16 protein-coding genes and 1 pseudogene are annotated in these 17,580 nt (G+C 40.2%); 11 read left to right on the top strand and 6 right to left on the bottom strand.

The window, feature by feature from the left end:
- Nucleotides 1–139 precede the first annotated feature (139 nt).
- From H5154_RS05170 to H5154_RS05155, 4 genes are all read left to right on the top strand, one after another.
- A complete protein-coding gene (locus H5154_RS05170; protein WP_145234449.1) occupies nucleotides 140–1,189 on the top strand; it encodes a proline racemase family protein in 1,050 nt (349 codons plus the stop codon).
- Nucleotides 1,186–2,271 (top strand): Xaa-Pro peptidase family protein, encoded by a 1,086-nt coding sequence (locus tag H5154_RS05165; RefSeq protein WP_182717611.1) that lies wholly within the window; start codon nucleotides 1,186–1,188, stop codon nucleotides 2,269–2,271. Before H5154_RS05170 ends, H5154_RS05165 begins: the two co-directional genes overlap by 4 nt.
- 1 nt (nucleotide 2,272) lies before the next feature.
- Entirely contained in the window at nucleotides 2,273–3,217 is a 945-nt protein-coding gene (locus tag H5154_RS05160) for an ornithine cyclodeaminase family protein (RefSeq protein WP_182717610.1), read from the top strand.
- Between the two features lie 70 nt (nucleotides 3,218–3,287).
- Entirely contained in the window at nucleotides 3,288–3,686 is a 399-nt protein-coding gene (locus H5154_RS05155; RefSeq protein WP_145234441.1) for a hypothetical protein, read from the top strand.
- 90 nt (nucleotides 3,687–3,776) lie between these two features.
- On the opposite strand, the pseudogene ycaC reads toward H5154_RS05155, so the two are convergent.
- A pseudogene (gene ycaC, locus H5154_RS05150) lies at nucleotides 3,777–4,286 on the bottom strand (isochorismate family cysteine hydrolase YcaC); the annotation flags it as partial.
- 197 nt (nucleotides 4,287–4,483) lie between these two features.
- Nucleotides 4,484–5,458, bottom strand: a complete 975-nt coding sequence (locus H5154_RS05145) for a transposase (protein WP_182717609.1) — start codon at nucleotides 5,456–5,458, stop codon at nucleotides 4,484–4,486.
- A gap of 230 nt (nucleotides 5,459–5,688) precedes the next feature.
- On the opposite strand from H5154_RS05145, the gene H5154_RS05140 reads away from it, so the two are divergent.
- Nucleotides 5,689–6,498: a peptidase S8 gene (locus tag H5154_RS05140; RefSeq protein WP_145234434.1), complete on the top strand. Its 810-nt coding sequence runs from the start codon at nucleotides 5,689–5,691 to the stop codon at nucleotides 6,496–6,498.
- A 186-nt stretch (nucleotides 6,499–6,684) separates the two neighbouring features.
- Here the strand turns inward: H5154_RS05140 and H5154_RS05135 are convergent, their stop codons facing one another.
- Genes H5154_RS05135 through H5154_RS05125 form a run of 3 tightly spaced genes read right to left on the bottom strand, consistent with a single transcriptional unit; the run spans nucleotide 6,685 to nucleotide 8,408 of the window.
- Nucleotides 6,685–7,299 carry a flavin reductase family protein gene (locus tag H5154_RS05135; protein WP_145234432.1) on the bottom strand — a complete coding sequence of 205 codons (615 nt, stop codon included), beginning with the start codon at nucleotides 7,297–7,299 and terminating at the stop codon, nucleotides 6,685–6,687.
- Between the two features lie 9 nt (nucleotides 7,300–7,308).
- On the bottom strand, nucleotides 7,309–8,043 hold the full coding sequence (locus H5154_RS05130) for an SDR family NAD(P)-dependent oxidoreductase (RefSeq protein WP_182717608.1): 735 nt from the start codon (nucleotides 8,041–8,043) through the stop codon (nucleotides 7,309–7,311).
- A complete protein-coding gene (locus tag H5154_RS05125; protein ID WP_182717607.1) occupies nucleotides 8,043–8,408 on the bottom strand; it encodes a thiol-disulfide oxidoreductase DCC family protein in 366 nt (121 codons plus the stop codon). The genes H5154_RS05130 and H5154_RS05125 overlap by 1 nt, the downstream gene beginning before the upstream one ends.
- 220 nt (nucleotides 8,409–8,628) lie before the next feature.
- Between H5154_RS05125 and ppc the strand changes: the two genes are divergently transcribed.
- The 3 genes from ppc (at nucleotide 8,629) to cdd (ending at nucleotide 13,032) form a co-directional block, all read left to right on the top strand.
- Nucleotides 8,629–11,274, top strand: a complete 2,646-nt coding sequence (gene ppc, locus H5154_RS05120) for a phosphoenolpyruvate carboxylase (protein WP_182717606.1) — start codon at nucleotides 8,629–8,631, stop codon at nucleotides 11,272–11,274.
- 399 nt (nucleotides 11,275–11,673) lie between these two features.
- The gene (locus H5154_RS05115) at nucleotides 11,674–12,051 is read left to right on the top strand and encodes a hypothetical protein (protein ID WP_182717605.1); all 378 of its coding nucleotides are present in this window, start codon (nucleotides 11,674–11,676) and stop codon (nucleotides 12,049–12,051) included.
- Nucleotides 12,052–12,099: 48 nt separating this feature from the next.
- Nucleotides 12,100–13,032, top strand: coding sequence for a cytidine deaminase (cdd, locus tag H5154_RS05110; protein WP_182717604.1), 933 nt, complete (start codon nucleotides 12,100–12,102; stop codon nucleotides 13,030–13,032).
- Here cdd and udp read toward each other — a convergent pair.
- Nucleotides 13,013–13,768, bottom strand: coding sequence for a uridine phosphorylase (udp, locus tag H5154_RS05105; protein WP_149979966.1), 756 nt, complete (start codon nucleotides 13,766–13,768; stop codon nucleotides 13,013–13,015). The two genes, cdd and udp, sit on opposite strands and share 20 nt — an antisense overlap.
- A gap of 429 nt (nucleotides 13,769–14,197) precedes the next feature.
- Between udp and H5154_RS05100 the strand changes: the two genes are divergently transcribed.
- The 3 genes from H5154_RS05100 to H5154_RS05090 all read left to right on the top strand — a co-directional run bounded on the left by H5154_RS05100 (nucleotide 14,198) and on the right by H5154_RS05090 (nucleotide 17,557).
- Nucleotides 14,198–15,310 carry an arginase family protein gene (locus tag H5154_RS05100; protein WP_182717603.1) on the top strand — a complete coding sequence of 371 codons (1,113 nt, stop codon included), beginning with the start codon at nucleotides 14,198–14,200 and terminating at the stop codon, nucleotides 15,308–15,310.
- Nucleotides 15,311–15,344: 34 nt separating this feature from the next.
- Complete coding sequence (locus tag H5154_RS05095; RefSeq protein ID WP_259398455.1) at nucleotides 15,345–16,127, top strand: ABC transporter substrate-binding protein; 783 nt, start codon at nucleotides 15,345–15,347, stop codon at nucleotides 16,125–16,127.
- A gap of 131 nt (nucleotides 16,128–16,258) precedes the next feature.
- Nucleotides 16,259–17,557, top strand: coding sequence for a hemolysin family protein (locus H5154_RS05090; protein ID WP_182717602.1), 1,299 nt, complete (start codon nucleotides 16,259–16,261; stop codon nucleotides 17,555–17,557).
- Nucleotides 17,558–17,580: the final 23 nt, after the last annotated feature.

Raw genomic sequence — 17,580 nt, 5'->3', positions numbered from 1 at the left:
TGACAAAATGTTTAAGCACATTCTCATTAAGAGTAACACAGCCTTGATGCTGAGTAGGTAACTGCTCAGCATTTTTTATTAAAGTTATTGCACTAAAAAATATTGAGATATATTGTATACAAAAGTGAAGGAGTTAATTATGACCCAGACTTTATTTTCCCATTGGCAGCAGCCTAATAATGATTGGTTACAAATACATACTTTAGAGATGCACACTGGTGGTGAACCATTGCGTATTATAGTTGATGGCTTTGAGCAACTTACAGGTGATACGATGCTTGAAAAGCGTGCCGATTGTTTAGCGCGTTTTGATTATTTACGAAAAGCATTGATGTTTGAACCTCGTGGTCATGCCGATATGTATGGCGCAGTGATCACTTGTGCTGTGCGCTCAGATAGCCATTTTGGCGTACTTTTTTTACATAATGAAGGTTATAGCACCATGTGCGGGCATGCGATTATTGCACTGGCTACCGCTGCAAAAGATTGCGCACTTGTTGACTTTAAAGATGGCTATAATGAACTAAGAATAGACACTCCAGCTGGGCTTATAAAAGCGTATGTTGAACTTAACAATAATCAGTTACAGCAAGTATATTTTGATAATGTCGCCAGTTTTGTTGATAAATTAGACGTTAAAATAAGCTTGCCGATGTGTGGTTCGGTTAGCTGTGATATAGCGTTTGGCGGTGCATACTACGCATTTGTTGATGCAGATACTCTTAATTTAAGCTTAGCACCTGACAATCATGGACATATAATTAGCCTTGGGAAAGCCATTAAACAGCAAGTGACTAATCAATATCAGCCAACGCACCCAACCGATCAGGCACTGGGTTTTTTATATGGGGTTATTTTTTACTCCAATAGCCAGTTATCACAAATTAACCACTTTAGCCGTCATGTGTGTGTATTTGCCGAAGGTGAACTTGATCGAAGCCCTACAGGCACGGGCGTAAGCGCTCGTGCTGCATTAGCTTTTGCCAAAGGCGAATTAGCGGTAGGACAAAGTGTAAATATTGAGAGCATTTTAGGCTCAGCATTTAATGTAATGGTTAAGCAAACATGTGAGGTTAAAGCACGGTCTGCGATTATTCCTCGTGTTACGGGTACAGCCTTTGTGACGGGTAAACATACCTTTTTAATTGATCCAACAGATCCCCTAAAACAAGGATTTATTTTTCGATGAATAATCATTTTTTAGTACGCCAACAATTACTAAAACAACGTATGGTAGAGCAAAACTTAACGGCGTTATTAGTGTTAGGGCATGAGAATATTCGCTACTTGAGCGGGTTTAGTGGTAATGCCGCGTATGCAATTGTGACGCAAGCTAGATGCATACTTATTACTGATTATCGTTACTTTGAGCGCGCACAATCTGAGTGCCAAGGGTTTGAAGTGATCAGCCGCGACCGTGATAGCGAAAGTTTAGGCTGTTGTATTAACCGTTTTTTACCTGCTAACAGCCATTTAGGTTTTGATGCGGCATTTATTAATGTGGCATTGTGGCAGCAAATTGCTAGTGATTTGAGTGGTCACACATTAATGCCAATTCAAGGAGTAATTGAACGTCAGCGCATGATCAAAAATGACTGGGAAGTAGCACAAATAAAAGCTGCGGCTGCGATTGCGGATGAAGCACTTGCACACACTATTCCATATTTTAAAGTAGGTGTAAGCGAACGTGATTTAGCCTTAGAGCTAGAGTTTAGAATGCAAAAATTAGGCTCTGAAGGAATGTCATTTGCAACGATTTTAATGTTCGCAGAGCGTACCTCGCTGCCCCATGGTAGCCCCAGTGATAGAACACTTAAAGAAGGCGACTTTATTACCCTAGACTTTGGCGCTGTTGTTAATGGCTATCGCTCAGACATGACACGTAGTTATGTATTAGGTAAAGCGTCAAGCAAACAAGTTCAAATTTACAATGCAGTTGCGACTGCACAACAAGCTGCTATTAATTTAATTAAGCCAGGGGTTGATTGCATTGATTTACAAAATGCATCACAACAAGTATTGGATGGCTCTGGTTTTGGAAAATGGGCAGGACAAGGGCTTGGCCACGGTTTAGGGCTATTTTTACACGAGCAGCCGTTTATCAATAGCAACGTTAAGCACGTATTAGAAGTGGGCAATGTGATCACCATAGAGCCAGGTATTTATATCTCTGAATATGGCGGGGTGCGTTTAGAGGAGGACATCTTGATCACCAACACGGGTTATGAAATTTTAACTCACGCACCTAAACCATTCGAACTGGAGTTATAAAATGCAAGTTATTGATAAAAAACACATTGATAACGCCCTTGATTTTGACTCGTTAATCACTGCTATGCAGCAAGGTTTTGCCCTCGATTTTACTATGCCAAAGCGTAACGTCTATGAGTTAGATAGCAACAGCGGTAGCCGGGATGCGTTTGCTGTGTTACCTGCATGGAATGAACAAGTGATTGGCGTAAAAGCATTTACTTATTTTCCTAATAATGGCGAGGCGGGCTTTGATTCTTTGTATTCTAAAATAATGTTGTTTTCGCGCGAGCACGGCGAACCGTTGGCACTGGTAGATGGCACGAGTATTACTTTATGGCGTACGGCAAGCGTATCGGCGCTTGCGAGTCGTTATTTATCCCGAGAGAATAGTAATCATTTAGTATTTTTTGGCAGTGGTAACTTAGCCGAGTATATGGTGCGTGCGCATTTGGCTGTTCGTAATTTTAAACGAGTAACGCTGGTGGCGCGTAATCATTTAAAAGTAGTCGCCCTGCAAAGTTGTTTAGAGCAGTTATATCCTGATGTTGAGTTTGTCATTGGGCAAAGTACGCAAGAAGTAATTTACAGTGCTGACGTGATCAGCTGCGCGACCGGCTCTCAAGTGCCATTATTTGATGGCAACTGGTTAAAATCAGGCACGCATGTTGACCTAATCGGTAATCATCAGAGTGACCATCGCGAATGCGACACCGCCACAATTACTCGTAGCCGCGTTTATGTTGATAGTAAAACCAATGTATTAGGAGAAGCAGGTGAATTATTAATACCAATAAGTGAAGGTGTATTTTGCGAGCAAAGCGTATGTGCTGAATTAGCTGATTTAGCGAAGGTAAATACCGTAGCCCGTTTTAACGAAACGGATATAACGGTATTTAAATCAGTTGGTACAGCACTGAGTGACTTGATTGCTGCAAATCAAGTTTATCAATCTCTACAGAACTAATAGATAATTTGTGGTGAGTTTTTAATGTGTGTGCTGTGTGTCTGTTTTAGTTTTATAAGGTAAGTGAAAGATGAATACTGTGCTATTGATATTGGGTGTGTGTTTTATTTTTGCAGGGTTACTGCCTCTTTTTAGGTGGTTAAAGTGTAAAATAAGCAAACATCACTGGCGCGTGTGTGTGATTGATAACATCACTAATGCGGTTAATACTCGTATTGGTGCTCATGAACTATTGCCGTCACAGTCAATGTTAGTTAGCTTTAGATTTAACAATCATTTGTATAGCGTATTGGTCAGTCACGACAACACCCTGCTCACACGATTCAAACAAGGCGAGCCTTGCAGTGTATTGGTTGATAAAAATAACCCGCAAAAGGTTTATAACAACTCACAACTATGGCAAAGCTATGCATTAGTTTGGTTGGTTAGCGGTCTAAGTTTGTGCGTGGGGAGCTATTTTTTAACGTGAGGTAAACGAGCATGCTTGGTATGCAACTCACTTATATTGTTTAGTTTTTAGTTATAAAAAAAGGGGGCCAGCCCCTTGTTAAATAGTATGTTATTTAGGTTGGAAGGTTGAGTAACTATTTATTAGGTTGCGATAATCTGGAATGTGGTTTGAGAATAGAGTCCCCAGTCCTTCCACATCATTGCGCCAGTCTCTATGTAATTCGCAAGCTGCGCCAAACCAGGTCATAAGTTGTGCGCCAGCAGCTGACATGCGATCCCAAGCTGCATCACGAGTCATTACATTAAAGGTGCCTGAAGCATCAGTGATCACGAATACATCAAAACCCTCTGCTAAAGCGGATAAAGCTGGGAATGCAACGCATACTTCAGTTACTACTCCAGCAATAATGATTTGTTTTTTTCCTGTAGCTTTAATAGCGGCAACAAACTCTTCATTATCCCATGCGTTAATTTGTCCAGGCCGAGCAATGTAGGGCGAATCTGGAAACATTTCTTTTAACTCAGGTACTAGCGGGCCGTTGGGGCCTTCTTCAAAGCTGGTGGTTAAGATTGTTGGCATCGCAAAGTATTTTGCACAGTCTGCCAATGCGAGTAAGTTAAAAGACATCCACTACTTTTAAAAATTAAAATGACACCTAACTTCAATACAGTTACAAGAGTTTTTATGTGTCTAATGATATTAAAAAACTCTTCTCAGAATAGTAAATGTTCATTTTTGGGCGAGTATAGCAAATAACTGGCAGCACAAGCTTCAGCCTTGAGCTGATAAAAAGTAAAAAGTTGTTTTATATGGTATTACGCTAATAGTTTTTCGCAATTTTTGCGGTTACTTCGTCGTTTAAAGTGTTGGTGTTCACAATACCGGTCAATTGCATCTGGTTTACCAACTGCACCATGAAAGACTTTAGTAAACCTACTGGTGATTTTTAGCCAGTTTTCAGGGCATATGTTTAGTTGCTCTAGTAGCGGTGGCAAAGAATGATCTATATAACCTGTTTTATCTGTTTTTATGCAGCGCCCTGTTTTATCAACAAGGTTTAGGTAAGAGTTCAGTTCAAAAGGCAAACCATTTACAGTGTGTTTTGTTGTTAAACCTGCAAAGCGAAATAAGGACCTAGGTTGTTTGGCATTTTGTGCTGCTGCAATACGTTTTTTAATACTTGTATAATTTGAGTTTTCAGGTGATGAAGCGGTTCCAGCACGGATTGGGTTTAGATCGACATAGGCCATACAAGCCACTAGTGCTGACTCATCAAGTAAAGCTTGAGATTTAAAGCGTCCCTCCCAAAATCTACCTTTACAATTATCTTCTTTATTAGCTTTGCGAGCAATGTACTCATTAAGTGATCGCATAAACCAGCTAATGTCCATTAGCCTTGAACGATATTCTCCAATGCTAGACTTTACTAATTGCAGTTCGACAGAAGAGAGTACCTCATTTTTCACAAAGCGTTGAGTTAATAAAGTACCTTTAAATGCTTTGTGCCAGCGTAAAGCAATGGCTTTATCATTTAGGCGGTTAGCTTTATTATTAGCTACATGAAGGATGATATGTGTATGATTACTCATCACAGCATAGGCGCATACATCAATACAAAATATTGAAGCGAGCATTATAATTTTATCTTCAACCCATTCTCTGCGGTGCTCATACGATTGGCCCGTATGCTTGTCTATGCCACATAAATAAGCTTTTCTTACGCAACGAGATATACAGTGATAGTAGCGAGTATCACTTAGGCTAATTTGTCTTTTTCGAGCGATTGCCATAAAACCTCCAATGTTGTGTTTCTATAAAAATACTAGTCACTTTATATAGGACTGCAACTTTATGATGGGTTTGAATTGGAATCAGTTGTTGAATTTAGATTTAAGTGGGTGTCATGTAAATTTTTTATCATTATGCGACTTGTAATGAGGTGTAATGTTTTATTTCATGTCGACGTTTACGCTTATAGAGCTGTTAATCCTAGCAGCGTAAACGTCACAGGAACTCGACAATGATTACTTCAAAACTTTTATTTGTGGTTTTACTTGGTACGGCATCGATTGCGCATGCTGGTACGCAGTACACAACACAACCTGCAAGCAATATTACGACAACATCGGCGCAGTTAAATGGTTATTCGGCATCTACTATTGGCTTAAGTGGTGAAATAATTGATTATGGTGAAACCACAAACTATGGCTTTAGTGTTTTAGTCACACCCGCAGGAGTTAATGGCCCTGTGAGTGCGCAAGTAGCTAATTTAGATTGTGGAACGCAGTATCATTTTCGGTTTCATGGTGATCCAAAACCGCCCAGATCAACACTGCAAGGTGAAGATCTCACTTTTACCACGCTACCATGTAACCCCACTATATTAAACAATATCTCCCTAGAAACAGGTGGCCAATATTACGTTGTGGCTGAGAATAATGGGGGGGATACAGTGAATGCAAATCGTCTTGCAATTGGTCCATGGGAGCAATTTAATTTAATAGATATTAATGGCGGTGATTTGCTAAGTGGTGATGAAATACATATCCAAACAACATCAGGATACTATTTTGTGGCAGAGCAAGGTGGTGGGGCTGCACTTAATGCAAACCGAACTGCGGCATCCATATGGGAAACGTTCACTATAGAATTACCAAATAACCCTGGTGCATTAATTCAAAATGGTGACAACATCGCGCTTAAATCGATTAATGGTTATTACGTACAAGCGGTCAATAATGGTGGTTTTGGAACCAATGTTCTGCCTACAGTTATAGGTTGTAATGCAATGTATCCTTGCTCATTAGAAATGTTTAAAATAATATTTTAAGTGTGGGTCGCAATTACCAAAACAGTCTATTGTAAGGTAGTTGCGACTTTCAATATAATACGTTGCACTTGCTGCTGAGGTTTACTCCATAGCGCAGTGTTAACAACCATATCAAAGTATGATATTTAATTATTCAAAGTATATATGACACTCTTAACAATCATTTTCAAAGCTCAGCTGCTCTATTTAACGAGGTTTTTTAGCATAGGGTAGACGCGTTATAGCGTGTGTTTTGTGATAACTATCTAAGCCGCTAATGGTGACGGTGTTGATTGACTCTAAATCGATAAAACCATCCTCTAAAATTGCTGAGTCTTCAACATGTAAGTCTATAATCTCACCGATTACTAACTCAGTGCCATTTACGGCAAGGTGTTGATGTTCAACAAATTTAACTGCATACTTTAAACGGCTTTGAGCAACAAACGGAGCCGAAAAATTAGCCAGATACTCGGTTGTAAGGCCTGTAGCATCAAATTCAGATTCATTTTTATCGTAACGGGCAGAAGTCTGGTGAGCTTGTTCCACAATCTCGCTATTCACTTGGTTAATAGTGTAAACACCGGTTGCTAAAATATTCTCGAAAGTATGACGAGGTACACTATGTGGGCGCATAATCATACCTACAAGCGGTGGATGCGCGCCAAGGTGAATAACCGAACTTACAATTGCTAAGTTGGTGTTGCCTGCACTATCTTGAGTACCAATTAAGTTGGCACTTTTAAAACCAGATAGTGAGTTTATTAAATGCGTACGGTAGTGTTTATCTAACTGACTAATGGCGTCTGTTGTAAAGTGCATGGTTTATCCTTACCAGTGTATGTGCTCACCTTGCCAATCAATGTAGGCGGGTTGACCTACCTCAGTGAGCTGTTCAGGTTGTTGTAAAAGAGTATAAAGTTGTGATGCTACAAACTCAGGTGTAAAGAGCTTACCTGCGGGTACATTTTTTTGAAACGGCTTAGATAAATTAGTATCTGTTGTGCCCGGATGAAAAAGAATTAAACGGGTTTGTTTTGCGCGTCGTTGCAGTTCAATAGCTGCTGTTTTGAATAACATATTAAGTGCTGCTTTTGAGGCGCGGTAGCTGTACCAGCCGCCTAAGTTATTGTCTGTAATACTACCTACTCGCGCACTTAAGGCCGTTATGGTACAAGGTATTTTGTGGCTAAGTAGCGGCGCTATTGCTTGCAGGCACAAAATAGGAGTCAATGTATTGGTGTTGAGTAAGGTATTGAAATAATGCTCATCGATATCGTCGAGTTTTTTTTCAGGCATAGATTGCGCATAATGTAGCTGGCCGTTAAAAATAACTACCTGAGTTGGGTATATTGCGCGCTCTTTAAGTAAGTTTGTTAATTCACTTAAGCGTGCTTTGGAATAGTCACAAACAAACTGCTCAACAGCAATACCGACAGCGGATGTGTCAATACAGCTGCGACTTACACAAAAAACCATAGCCTGTGGATCGTGTTTGGCAATTTCTTTTAGATACGCATTTGCAATTTCACTACTTGCACCGAAAATAATATAAGCGTTAGTCATTATTTTATCCCACAACTTGATTTACAGAAAATGCGTGTGATCTGTCTGCGGTATTTAGCAAACAGGCGATAACCTAGATCGGCAATAAAGCGTATTATGGGCAATTGTAGCAGCTTTAGCCATGAATGACGGCCAACAGTTTGCCATGCTTCAAATGTGACATCTAATCCGTAAATCATTTCACCGTTATCACGCTGGCCATGCAAAAACGCCATGGCATCGTGGCGTTTTATGTTTTTAAAGCGCTGCTCAAAATCATCTTTATTTATATCTTCGAGTATTATTTTGTTGTGTGTGTCAGCACGCTTAAGTGAATCCATTTCTTTAACACAAAGCGGGCAATTACCATCGTAAAAAATAATCATAGTTACTCAAAATTCATCGATTCATTATGTCTTGTTACGAAATAGAATAAGCCTTGGATCTGTTAAATTATCCATTTGGATGATATTAATAGAGTCTTACAAATATAAAGGTAAGCAAAGTGTCGATTTTTTACCGCATTTTACACTCCACACTTAAAAATTGAACACGGCTTATTATTAGTACCTTTATGGTATAAACATCAACAATGGAGTATCAGGAATGAGTGAACAATATGCCGCCTTGCGTGGGAACGTTAATTTATTGGGGCAATTATTAGGCCAAACAATCAAAGACGCCCAAGGACAAGCGATTTTAGATAAAGTAGAAGAAATTCGAGCTTTAGCTAAGTCATCCCGCACAGGAAACGAGCAAGACCGCCATACCTTAATTAATGTTCTGCATGCTTTAACCGATGAAGAGTTACTGCCAGTGGCACGTGCTTTTAATCACTTTTTGAATCTAGCCAATGTTGCAGAGCAGTTTCATACTATTTCTCGTTTTAATGACGTGGGTTTTTGTCAGCTAAGCCCGTTAACACAAACTTTAAAAGCATTAGCTAGCCACGCACAGCAGGGTAAAATAAATCCCAATGAAATCGCAGAAAGTTTAGCTAAACTGCATATCAATTTAGTTTTAACTGCACACCCAACTGAAGTAACTCGCCGTACAATTATTAACAAACACGTTGAATTAAGTGATTGTTTAGCAGCTCTTGAGCGTACCGATAACCTGCCTTATGAGCGTGAAAATATATTAAACCGTATCGCACAGTTGATCAGCCAAGCATGGCATACAGACGACATCCGTCGTTCACGTCCAACCCCAATTGATGAAGCAAAATGGGGTTTTGCAGTTATCGAAAATAGCCTTTGGCACGCCGTTCCGCGTTTTTTACGAGACTTTAATAAAGAAGTAAAAGAGCACCTTGATTTAGAGTTACCAAACGATTACAGCCCCGTTGAATTTACCTCATGGATGGGGGGCGATCGCGATGGCAATCCATTTGTAACAGCATTAGTGACGCAGCAAGTGCTGGATCATGGGCGCTGGATGGCACTGGATTTATACAGTCGCGATATCGACACTTTAAGCACTGAGCTTTCTATGTCACAAGCCAGTGATGAGCTAGTCGAGCTCGCTGGACAAGATTTTGAACCGTATCGTGCGGTATTAAAAGTACTCAAAGCGCAAGTGAGTGAAACCGTTGCTCATCTTGGCGCTAAAATTATGAATAAGCGCACCGATGCACAAGACATCGTCACTGACATTGAGCAGTTAAAGCAGCCGCTTGAGGCATGCTACCGTTCGTTGCTTAAGAGTAACATTGCGGTGGTAGCCAATGGCTTATTATTAGATGTGTTACGTCGTATTAATAGCTTTGGTATTCGTTTAGCTAAACTAGATGTGCGCCAAGACTCATCACGCCACAGTCAGGTATTTTCAGAGCTCACTCGTTATTTAGGTTTAGGTGATTACGACCAATGGCAAGAAGAAGATAAGCAGGCATTTTTATTAGCCGAGCTTAACTCTCGTCGCCCGCTTATTCCTAAACATTGGCAACCAAGCGCTGATGTAAAAGAAGTCCTCGACACCTTTGATGTAATCGCCAAGCAAGATGCGTCGACGTTTGGTTTATATATTATTTCAATGGCACGCACAGCCTCTGATGTATTAGCAGTACAACTGCTATTAAAAGAAAGTGGTTGTAGTTTTAAACTGCCTGTTGCGCCATTATTTGAAACCTTAGATGACTTAAATGCAGGCAGCGATGTTATTACTCAATTGCTAGATAATAACTGGTATCGAGGCCAAGCTGAGGGCATACAGAATGTTATGATAGGTTACTCAGATTCAGCCAAAGATGCTGGGATGATGGCTGCCGGGTGGGCGCAATACGAGGCAATGGATAAGCTTGTACAATTGGCAGAGCAACGCGGTATTGAGCTGATATTATTCCATGGCCGTGGTGGTACTGTTGGCCGTGGTGGCGCACCTGCTGCGCAAGCCTTGCGTTCACAGCCACCAGGTTCACTCAAAGGTGGCCTGCGTGTTACCGAACAAGGGGAGATGATCCGCTTTAAGTTTGGCCTACCTAATGTGGCGCTGGAAAGTCTAAACATCTATGCCGGTGCTGTGCTTGAAAGTAATTTGTTACCACCACCAGAGCCAAAAGATGAATGGCGTGATGTAATGGCGTTGATCAGTGAAAAGTCATGTGAGCATTACCGTAATGTAGTGCGTTTTGATGAAGACTTTGTGCCGTACTTTAGAATGGCAACACCAGAGCAGGAACTATCAAAATTACCGCTTGGTTCGCGTCCAGCAAAGCGTAATCCCAATGGTGGTGTTGAAAGCCTGCGAGCTATTCCCTGGATTTTTGCTTGGAGTCAAAATCGCTTAATGCTACCAGCATGGCTTGGGGCACTAACTGGTTTACAAGCTGCACTTGAAAAACACGGCATAGACACCCTTAATGAGATGAGTCAACGCTGGCCGTTTTTCAGAGCCCGTCTAGAAATGCTTGAAATGGTATTCAGTAAAGCGGACTGTTGGTTAAGTGCGCATTACGACGACGCTTTAGTTGAAGAGCAATATAAACCACTAGGTGAAAAACTGCGTAAAGAGCTCAAGCAGGCTATTTCACTGGTACAATCGTTAAGTCCACAGCAAAGTTTGCTTGCCGATCAACCTTGGATAAAAGAGTCTATTGGTTTGCGCAACCCGTATACGGATCCATTGAATGTGCTTCAAGTTGAGTTGTTAAAACGTTCGCGCGAAGCGGCAGAAGGCAGCTCTGGTGACATTGATAACGCGTTAATGATTACTATGACTGGGATTGCCGCAGGTATGCGTAATACCGGTTGATTATCCAATAATTAAGTGTGGACTTCTTTGCTGTGTTTAGCAGCGAGAGGTCCATTAATTAGTTAATTGAGCACTAACAGTGCGCTGTGCTGGTAAGGTTCGGCGCATATATTACCAAGTAAGTTATATTTATCCGCATTAAACATCTTATTTAATCTTAGTTCAGCTTAGATGTATTGAATACAGTTACTTCCTATCGTTAAGCTGTTTCAGGTTATAACTTAGTTACAACAAGGTATTTTTTGGTATCATTTTAGCAAAAAAAACCATCCTTTATTCTGTATTAACGCTCTGGTCAGACCTGATTTGCTACTAGATATTGACTGTCTGTTTTTTTTATCTAGAATGTCGGTTGTTTTGTCATTTTATGGCAATTGTACTAATAATCGAGTAGTAATTATGTCAAATGTGTTTACTTGCATCACGTATGATGCATCTACGTCATTAATAATGATGACGCTTAGAGGGACGGCAAGTGCACAGGATGTGATGAACTTTTATCAAATTGCGCAGCAGTATGTATCTATTTACGGCAGTAATAAATTACTCGTTGATGTGTCTGAATTAACGCATAAATTTCCGGCAAGTGAACTGCTGACTATTATGCCAGCAGTATCTCAGTGGTTAGCTAGTTGCTTTATTGCTCGCGTCGTTAGTTTTGATGGTTTTATGCACGATTTGTTTTTGCAAAAAGCACAGCGCTTTGATATAAAAGCAGAAAATTTTGATTGTTTTAACAGCGCGAAAAATTGGTTAGTAAATCAACCTAGCATTTAAGCGTTGAACCTTCTAAACTAGTTAGCCATTAAATCATAAAACTAGTCTATGTCTTCATTAACGCCTACAGTAAGTACTCAAACTAGCTGCGTTTTTAGCTTCAGTGAAAAACAACAGCAGCAGTTATATCTTCACGTAAAACAGCACAAGGGTATTTTAAATACCGCTGATATCACAGCTTTGTGCGCGCAATATAAGCAACCTGTCGAGGTTATACTGCGTGCCTGTTTACCTATTGCTGCAAAATTTGCAGTTGTGCCTATTTCACATTTTTTTGTTGGGGCAATTGTAGTTGGCTACGATAAACACGGTGAGCAACATTTTTATTTTGGGGCGAATGTTGAATTTGCACAACAAGCATTAAGCTTAGTGGTTCATGCTGAGCAATCGGCAATTAATAACGCTTGGCTCAATGGCGCGAAAAAAATAGCTAAAATTGCTATCAGTGATGCGCCATGTGGTTATTGTCGTCAATTTATGAATGAGTTGGCTGATGCGCAGAGCTTTGATATTTTATTACCGCAGCAGCAATTCAAGCTGGCTGATTTACTCCCTCACTCATTTGGTCCGCAAGATTTAGGTAATTCTTATAGCTTGTTTAACCCCGCTCCACAACAGCATGAATTTGTTGTAACTGATGAACTGGATAAAACGTTGTTAAGTTATGCGTTGGCTGCATATGTACCTTACTCTGAAAATTACAGCGCAGTGAAAATTAGTACTTTCGAAAATGGTAATTTTTATGGTTGTTATGCGGAAAATGCCGCGTATAGCCCGAGCTTATCACCACTGCAAAGTGCGGTGAGTCAATTGCATTTAGCCGGTTTGGCAATGACTAAAGATGTTGTCAAAGGGATTGAGTTACTACAAACGCATGGTAAGGGAAATCAGTTAAGTGTCAGTCAAGCAGTACTGGCAAGTTACACTGATTTGCCAGTACTACAAAGTATTAGTTTAAATATTAAGCCAACAGCAGTTTAGCGGCTTCGAGTACCACGGCGACTGATTTTTTCTCAATCTCGCCGTGATCTACATTGGGGATTTCTTGGCGAGTACGATTAACCAACACACCAGCTACACAGGCGGCTTTTAGCCCCAGTGCTGCACACATTGTAAATAAGGTTGCTGATTCCATTTCATAGTTCATCACGCCCAGCTTTTGCCATTCTTCACAGCTACCTTGAAATGCTTTTGGTACATAACCCGAGTAAGTGTCGTAACGTTCTTGACCTGGGTAAAAAGTATCGCTTGATGCAGTAATACCAATATGAAAATCAATGCCTAAATTACCGCACGCATTTACCATCGCTTGAGTGGCGAAAAAGTCAGACACCGCAGGGTAGTTCAATGGCGCAAAATGTTGGCTCGCACCATCTAAACGCACAGATGCTTGGCTGATTAAAATATCACCTTCATTAATATGAGGTTGAATAGCGCCAGTTGTGCCAATTCGTAAGAATGTTTCAACTCCCAATTGCGCCAGCTCTTCTACTGCAATGGAGGTTGAAGGACCACCAATACCGGTTGAGCAAATAACCACAGAGTTACCGTTAAGTTGACCTAAGTAAGCATGAAATTCTCGGGTTTGGACGAGGCAAGTTGGGTTTTCGAGAAAAGTTGAAATACGTGCTGCACGATCTGGATCGCCCGGTACAATTGCAAGTTTTGCACCGTGTAGATCGTCGCGGGTGAGTCCTAAGTGAAATACCTTTTCCATAGCGGGGCCTTATTTATAACTTTTGTTCTAACGTCAGTTAATAACGCTAATTTATAAAGAGTTGTTGTCAATTTAGCATAATTACTACAATGCATTGCCTTGTACAGGACGGATGTCCGTTATCAAATTTATTCATTCTCTTTGAATATTCAAGCAACTGACTTTAATTTGTGTCATCGCCGGTAGTTGACTTGTATTCATAGACACTATATCAATCCTACTAGGCACTCTATTTTAGTTTATACGTTGTTGGATAAATAAGTATAACCAATTGTTATTTTAAAGGTTTATATAGTTATTTAAAATGTAGCTAAAGCGGCGAGAGTAATAAAATTGCGAGTGAAAATCGGCGCGTTAATCTTTTATTAATTTTATTTTCAACAACGCTCTTTTGCATAACTACGCAAAAGCACACAGTAAGGAATTGCAATGAGCACACAATGGCACACATTTAAAAGTAAAGTTGAGCACTGTTTATGTCCGCCGGGCGATGGCGTTTTTACGGTTAATACTGCAAAAGAACGTAAAGCGGCGCTGCGTATGAAACTGTATGGGCAAGAAGATAATATCGATACGCTATGGCGTGCATCACTCGATACACTTAGTCAAAGTGAGCATAAAGCGGTGACTTTAGGTATTAGCTCTGACTGTGGTGGTGGCATTTTACGCGGCGCCAACTGGGGGCCATTGTTTTTACGCTCAACATTGATTGATCAGCAGCCTCAGGCAAAGTCGTTTGATTTAGGTGATGTAAGGGTTATCCCACATTTACTGCATGATAAATATTTAAACGACGCGACTATCAGTAATTGCCAACAGGCATTATATGATAATCCAAGCAGTGAGTATTATGTCAGCCCGTTGTCTATCACTGAAGATGTATGCGATAGCTTTTATGCAACGTTTACTGATAAAGGCATTTTTGGTATTGGTGGTGATCATTCAATTAGTTACCCGTTAACTAAAGCGTATTTGAAGGCAAAGCGTGCGCAAGGTAAACGCACTGCGATTATTCACTTTGATGCGCATACCGATTTACTCGTTGAACGTTTAGGTATCGATTTATGTTTTGGCTCGTGGTGCACTCATATTTTAGAGTTTTTACCTGCACCGCATCATCTGATCCAATTTGGTATTCGTTCAAGCGGTAAGCCAAAAGAGCACTGGGAATCTACCTTTGGCGTTAAACAACATTGGGCCCATGAGATCATCGAACGAGGCGCGCCGGCAATTGCCGCAGAAGTCATTGCTCAGCTTAAAGCTGACAATGTTGATGAACTCTACGTCAGCTTTGATATTGACGCCCTCGATGAAGAGTTTGCATCAGCAACAGGCACACCCGAAGGGAACGGTTTAACGCCGCAGCATGCTTTGGATATCTTGGTTGCTTTGGCTGATGAATTTCCGATCACTGGCGCTGATATGATGGAAATTGCCCCATTTACTGACAGTTCACTGATTGGTCAATCGAGTTCAGATACAACGCTTAGAGAAGGTGCAAAAATTTCAGCATTTTTAATTAATGCCATGAACCGCGCATAGTCAATAACAGTTCATTTAAGCAGCCTGCTACGGCATGCTGCTTTTTAAATTCACAAATCAGCTATTTGCCGTTATATTTAATTTACATCAACAGATGCTTAAAGTAATAATCGGTGGGGCAAGAGTGGCTAAGTGGTGTTATTTTTTATTTATAATCTTAAGTAATCAAAGTCTCGCTAAATTAAATGTGGTGACGGAATATTTTCCGCCTGCTCAATATCTTGATGAAAACGAACAACTTGTTGGCTATATCGCTGATAAAGTTCAAATGGTGTTAGCTTCTTCAACACTCGATTATACAATTTCAGTGCATAGTTGGAGTACTGCATTTAATATGGTACTGCGCGATCCGCAAACGTGCATTTTTTCTATGGCGCGCTCAACTTCTCGTGAAAAGCAATTTATTTGGATTGCAGAATTAGCAAAGTTGAATACTTATCTGTATGCATTGAATTCAAAAAACATTGTTATCAATTCCCTAGAGCAAGCAAAGCAATACCGAATTGCGGTATTAAAAGATAATTACAGCCATCACTTTTTATTATCACAGGGCTTTGAAGAAGGTGTAAATCTAATGCTGATGAATAGTTTTGATAATATTTTTAAAATAGTTCAAAGCCGTCAAAGCACTATCGATATCGTCGTATTACCTGAACAACGCGTTAAATTTGAACAGTCTAAAAGGCAGGTTACTGACAAGTTAACACCAATTTTAAGACTCAAGATCACGCAACCAGCACTGTATTTTGCTTGTAACAAAGCGCTAGATAAGCCAACTCAAACCAAACTCAGCAACGCATTCAACGCGTATCAGTAAGCTTTTATTGTTGGTAATGCACTGATATTTAATTACTTTTAATATTAATTAAATTTAAATTGCCCAACCTTTAAAAGGGGTTATAATCCAGCTGCTTTTGCTTATAAAAGCGCTTATTTTTGGAGTTATAAATGGGTGACTTAATCGGGATTGGTTTATTAATCTTGATCAGTGCGTTATTTGCTATGTCGGAAATCGCCATCGCAGCATCACGTAAAATTAAATTAAGAGTCATGGCTGACGAAGGCAATGCTAAAGCGGCTGCAGTGTTAAAGCTGCAAGAGCAACCCGGTGCTTTTTTTGCCATGATCCAAATTGCCCTTAATGCAATTGCTATTTTAGGCGGTATAGTGGGCGAACAAGCGCTTTCACCTTATGTTGAAAGTGTGCTTGTGTTATTTTATCAAGGACCGTTACTGGCGCAAATTAGCTTTTTACTGTCGTTTTTGACAATTACTTCATTGTTTATTTTATTTGCTGATTTATTACCAAAACGCTTAGCTATGATCCTACCAGAGGCTGTTGCGGTTCGCGTAGTCACGATTATGCGTTGGGTAACGTATGCATTAACACCGTTAGTATTGTTTTTTAATGGTGTAACTAACATTGTTTTACGCTTATTCAATGTGCCGGCAGAGCGTGAAGACATTGTAACCACCGAAGACATAGTCGCAATGATGGATGCAGGCGCAGAATATGGCAGCTTACAACAACAAGAATATGATTTAATTGGTAATGTATTTGATTTAGAAGCGCGCTTTTTATCGAGTGTAATGTCACCTAGAGATCAAATAGTCTACTTTGATATTAACGAAGCCAGCGATAGTATTTCGGGCAAAATCATTGATCATCCACATAATCATTTTTTGGTATGCAATGGCAATTTAGATAAATTAATTGGCTCAGTTGAATCAAAAGATATTCTTCGCCAAGTGCTCAAAGGCGATGCAGCGAATATTAACGACGAAATGCTCGAAAAAGAGATTTTTTATCTACCAGAAACACTGAGTTTGTCAGAGGCATTAAATGCCTTTAAAGGCGCAGCAAAACCCTTCGCAGTGGTGGTAAATGAATACGCACTTGTCGTGGGAATTGTGACAGTTAAAGATCTTATGAAAGGCTTTATGGGAGATTTGATCACCCATAATGGTGATGAATTAATTATCGCACGTGATGCAAATTCATGGTTAGTTGATGGTTTAACCCCAGCCGTTGAGCTGGCAAAAGTGCTCGGTGTGGATGAATTTCCAGAGCAAATGCATTATGAAACTGTTGCCGGATTTTTAATTTATACCATGAAGCGAATTCCTAAACGTGCAGAATATATTCAATTCGCAGGTTTTAAATTTGAAGTGGTGGATGTTGAAGGGATCCGAGTTGAGCAATTATTGGTGTCTAAAATACTACCGGTAGAACCAGTCTTACAATAAAACGTGAGGCGCTATGCGCCTCA

Origin of the sequence: Pseudoalteromonas sp. SR44-5 (assembly GCF_014163675.1) — a bacterium.
GTDB lineage: Bacteria > Pseudomonadota > Gammaproteobacteria > Enterobacterales > Alteromonadaceae > Pseudoalteromonas > Pseudoalteromonas rhizosphaerae.
Note: the sequence above shows the minus strand (reverse complement) of the source record. Positions and strands in the feature narration are given on the sequence as shown.

Excerpts from the sequence above, each read along its gene's own strand:
- H5154_RS05115 (WP_182717605.1), top strand. The coding sequence starts at position 11,674 with ATGTCAAATGTGTTTACTTGCATCACGTATGATGCATCTACGTCATTA.
- H5154_RS05160 (WP_182717610.1), top strand. The coding sequence starts at position 2,273 with ATGCAAGTTATTGATAAAAAACACATTGATAACGCCCTTGATTTTGAC.
- H5154_RS05140 (WP_145234434.1), top strand. The coding sequence starts at position 5,689 with ATGATTACTTCAAAACTTTTATTTGTGGTTTTACTTGGTACGGCATCG.
- H5154_RS05130 (WP_182717608.1), bottom strand. The coding sequence starts at position 8,043 with ATGACTAACGCTTATATTATTTTCGGTGCAAGTAGTGAAATTGCAAAT.
- H5154_RS05145 (WP_182717609.1), bottom strand. The coding sequence starts at position 5,458 with ATGGCAATCGCTCGAAAAAGACAAATTAGCCTAAGTGATACTCGCTAC.
- cdd (WP_182717604.1), top strand. The coding sequence starts at position 12,100 with ATGTCTTCATTAACGCCTACAGTAAGTACTCAAACTAGCTGCGTTTTT.
- H5154_RS05100 (WP_182717603.1), top strand. The coding sequence starts at position 14,198 with ATGAGCACACAATGGCACACATTTAAAAGTAAAGTTGAGCACTGTTTA.
- ppc (WP_182717606.1), top strand. The coding sequence starts at position 8,629 with ATGAGTGAACAATATGCCGCCTTGCGTGGGAACGTTAATTTATTGGGG.
- H5154_RS05165 (WP_182717611.1), top strand. The coding sequence starts at position 1,186 with ATGAATAATCATTTTTTAGTACGCCAACAATTACTAAAACAACGTATG.
- H5154_RS05095 (WP_259398455.1), top strand. The coding sequence starts at position 15,345 with ATGCTGCTTTTTAAATTCACAAATCAGCTATTTGCCGTTATATTTAAT.
- udp (WP_149979966.1), bottom strand. The coding sequence starts at position 13,768 with ATGGAAAAGGTATTTCACTTAGGACTCACCCGCGACGATCTACACGGT.
- H5154_RS05090 (WP_182717602.1), top strand. The coding sequence starts at position 16,259 with ATGGGTGACTTAATCGGGATTGGTTTATTAATCTTGATCAGTGCGTTA.
- H5154_RS05135 (WP_145234432.1), bottom strand. The coding sequence starts at position 7,299 with ATGCACTTTACAACAGACGCCATTAGTCAGTTAGATAAACACTACCGT.
- H5154_RS05125 (WP_182717607.1), bottom strand. The coding sequence starts at position 8,408 with ATGATTATTTTTTACGATGGTAATTGCCCGCTTTGTGTTAAAGAAATG.
- H5154_RS05170 (WP_145234449.1), top strand. The coding sequence starts at position 140 with ATGACCCAGACTTTATTTTCCCATTGGCAGCAGCCTAATAATGATTGG.
- H5154_RS05155 (WP_145234441.1), top strand. The coding sequence starts at position 3,288 with ATGAATACTGTGCTATTGATATTGGGTGTGTGTTTTATTTTTGCAGGG.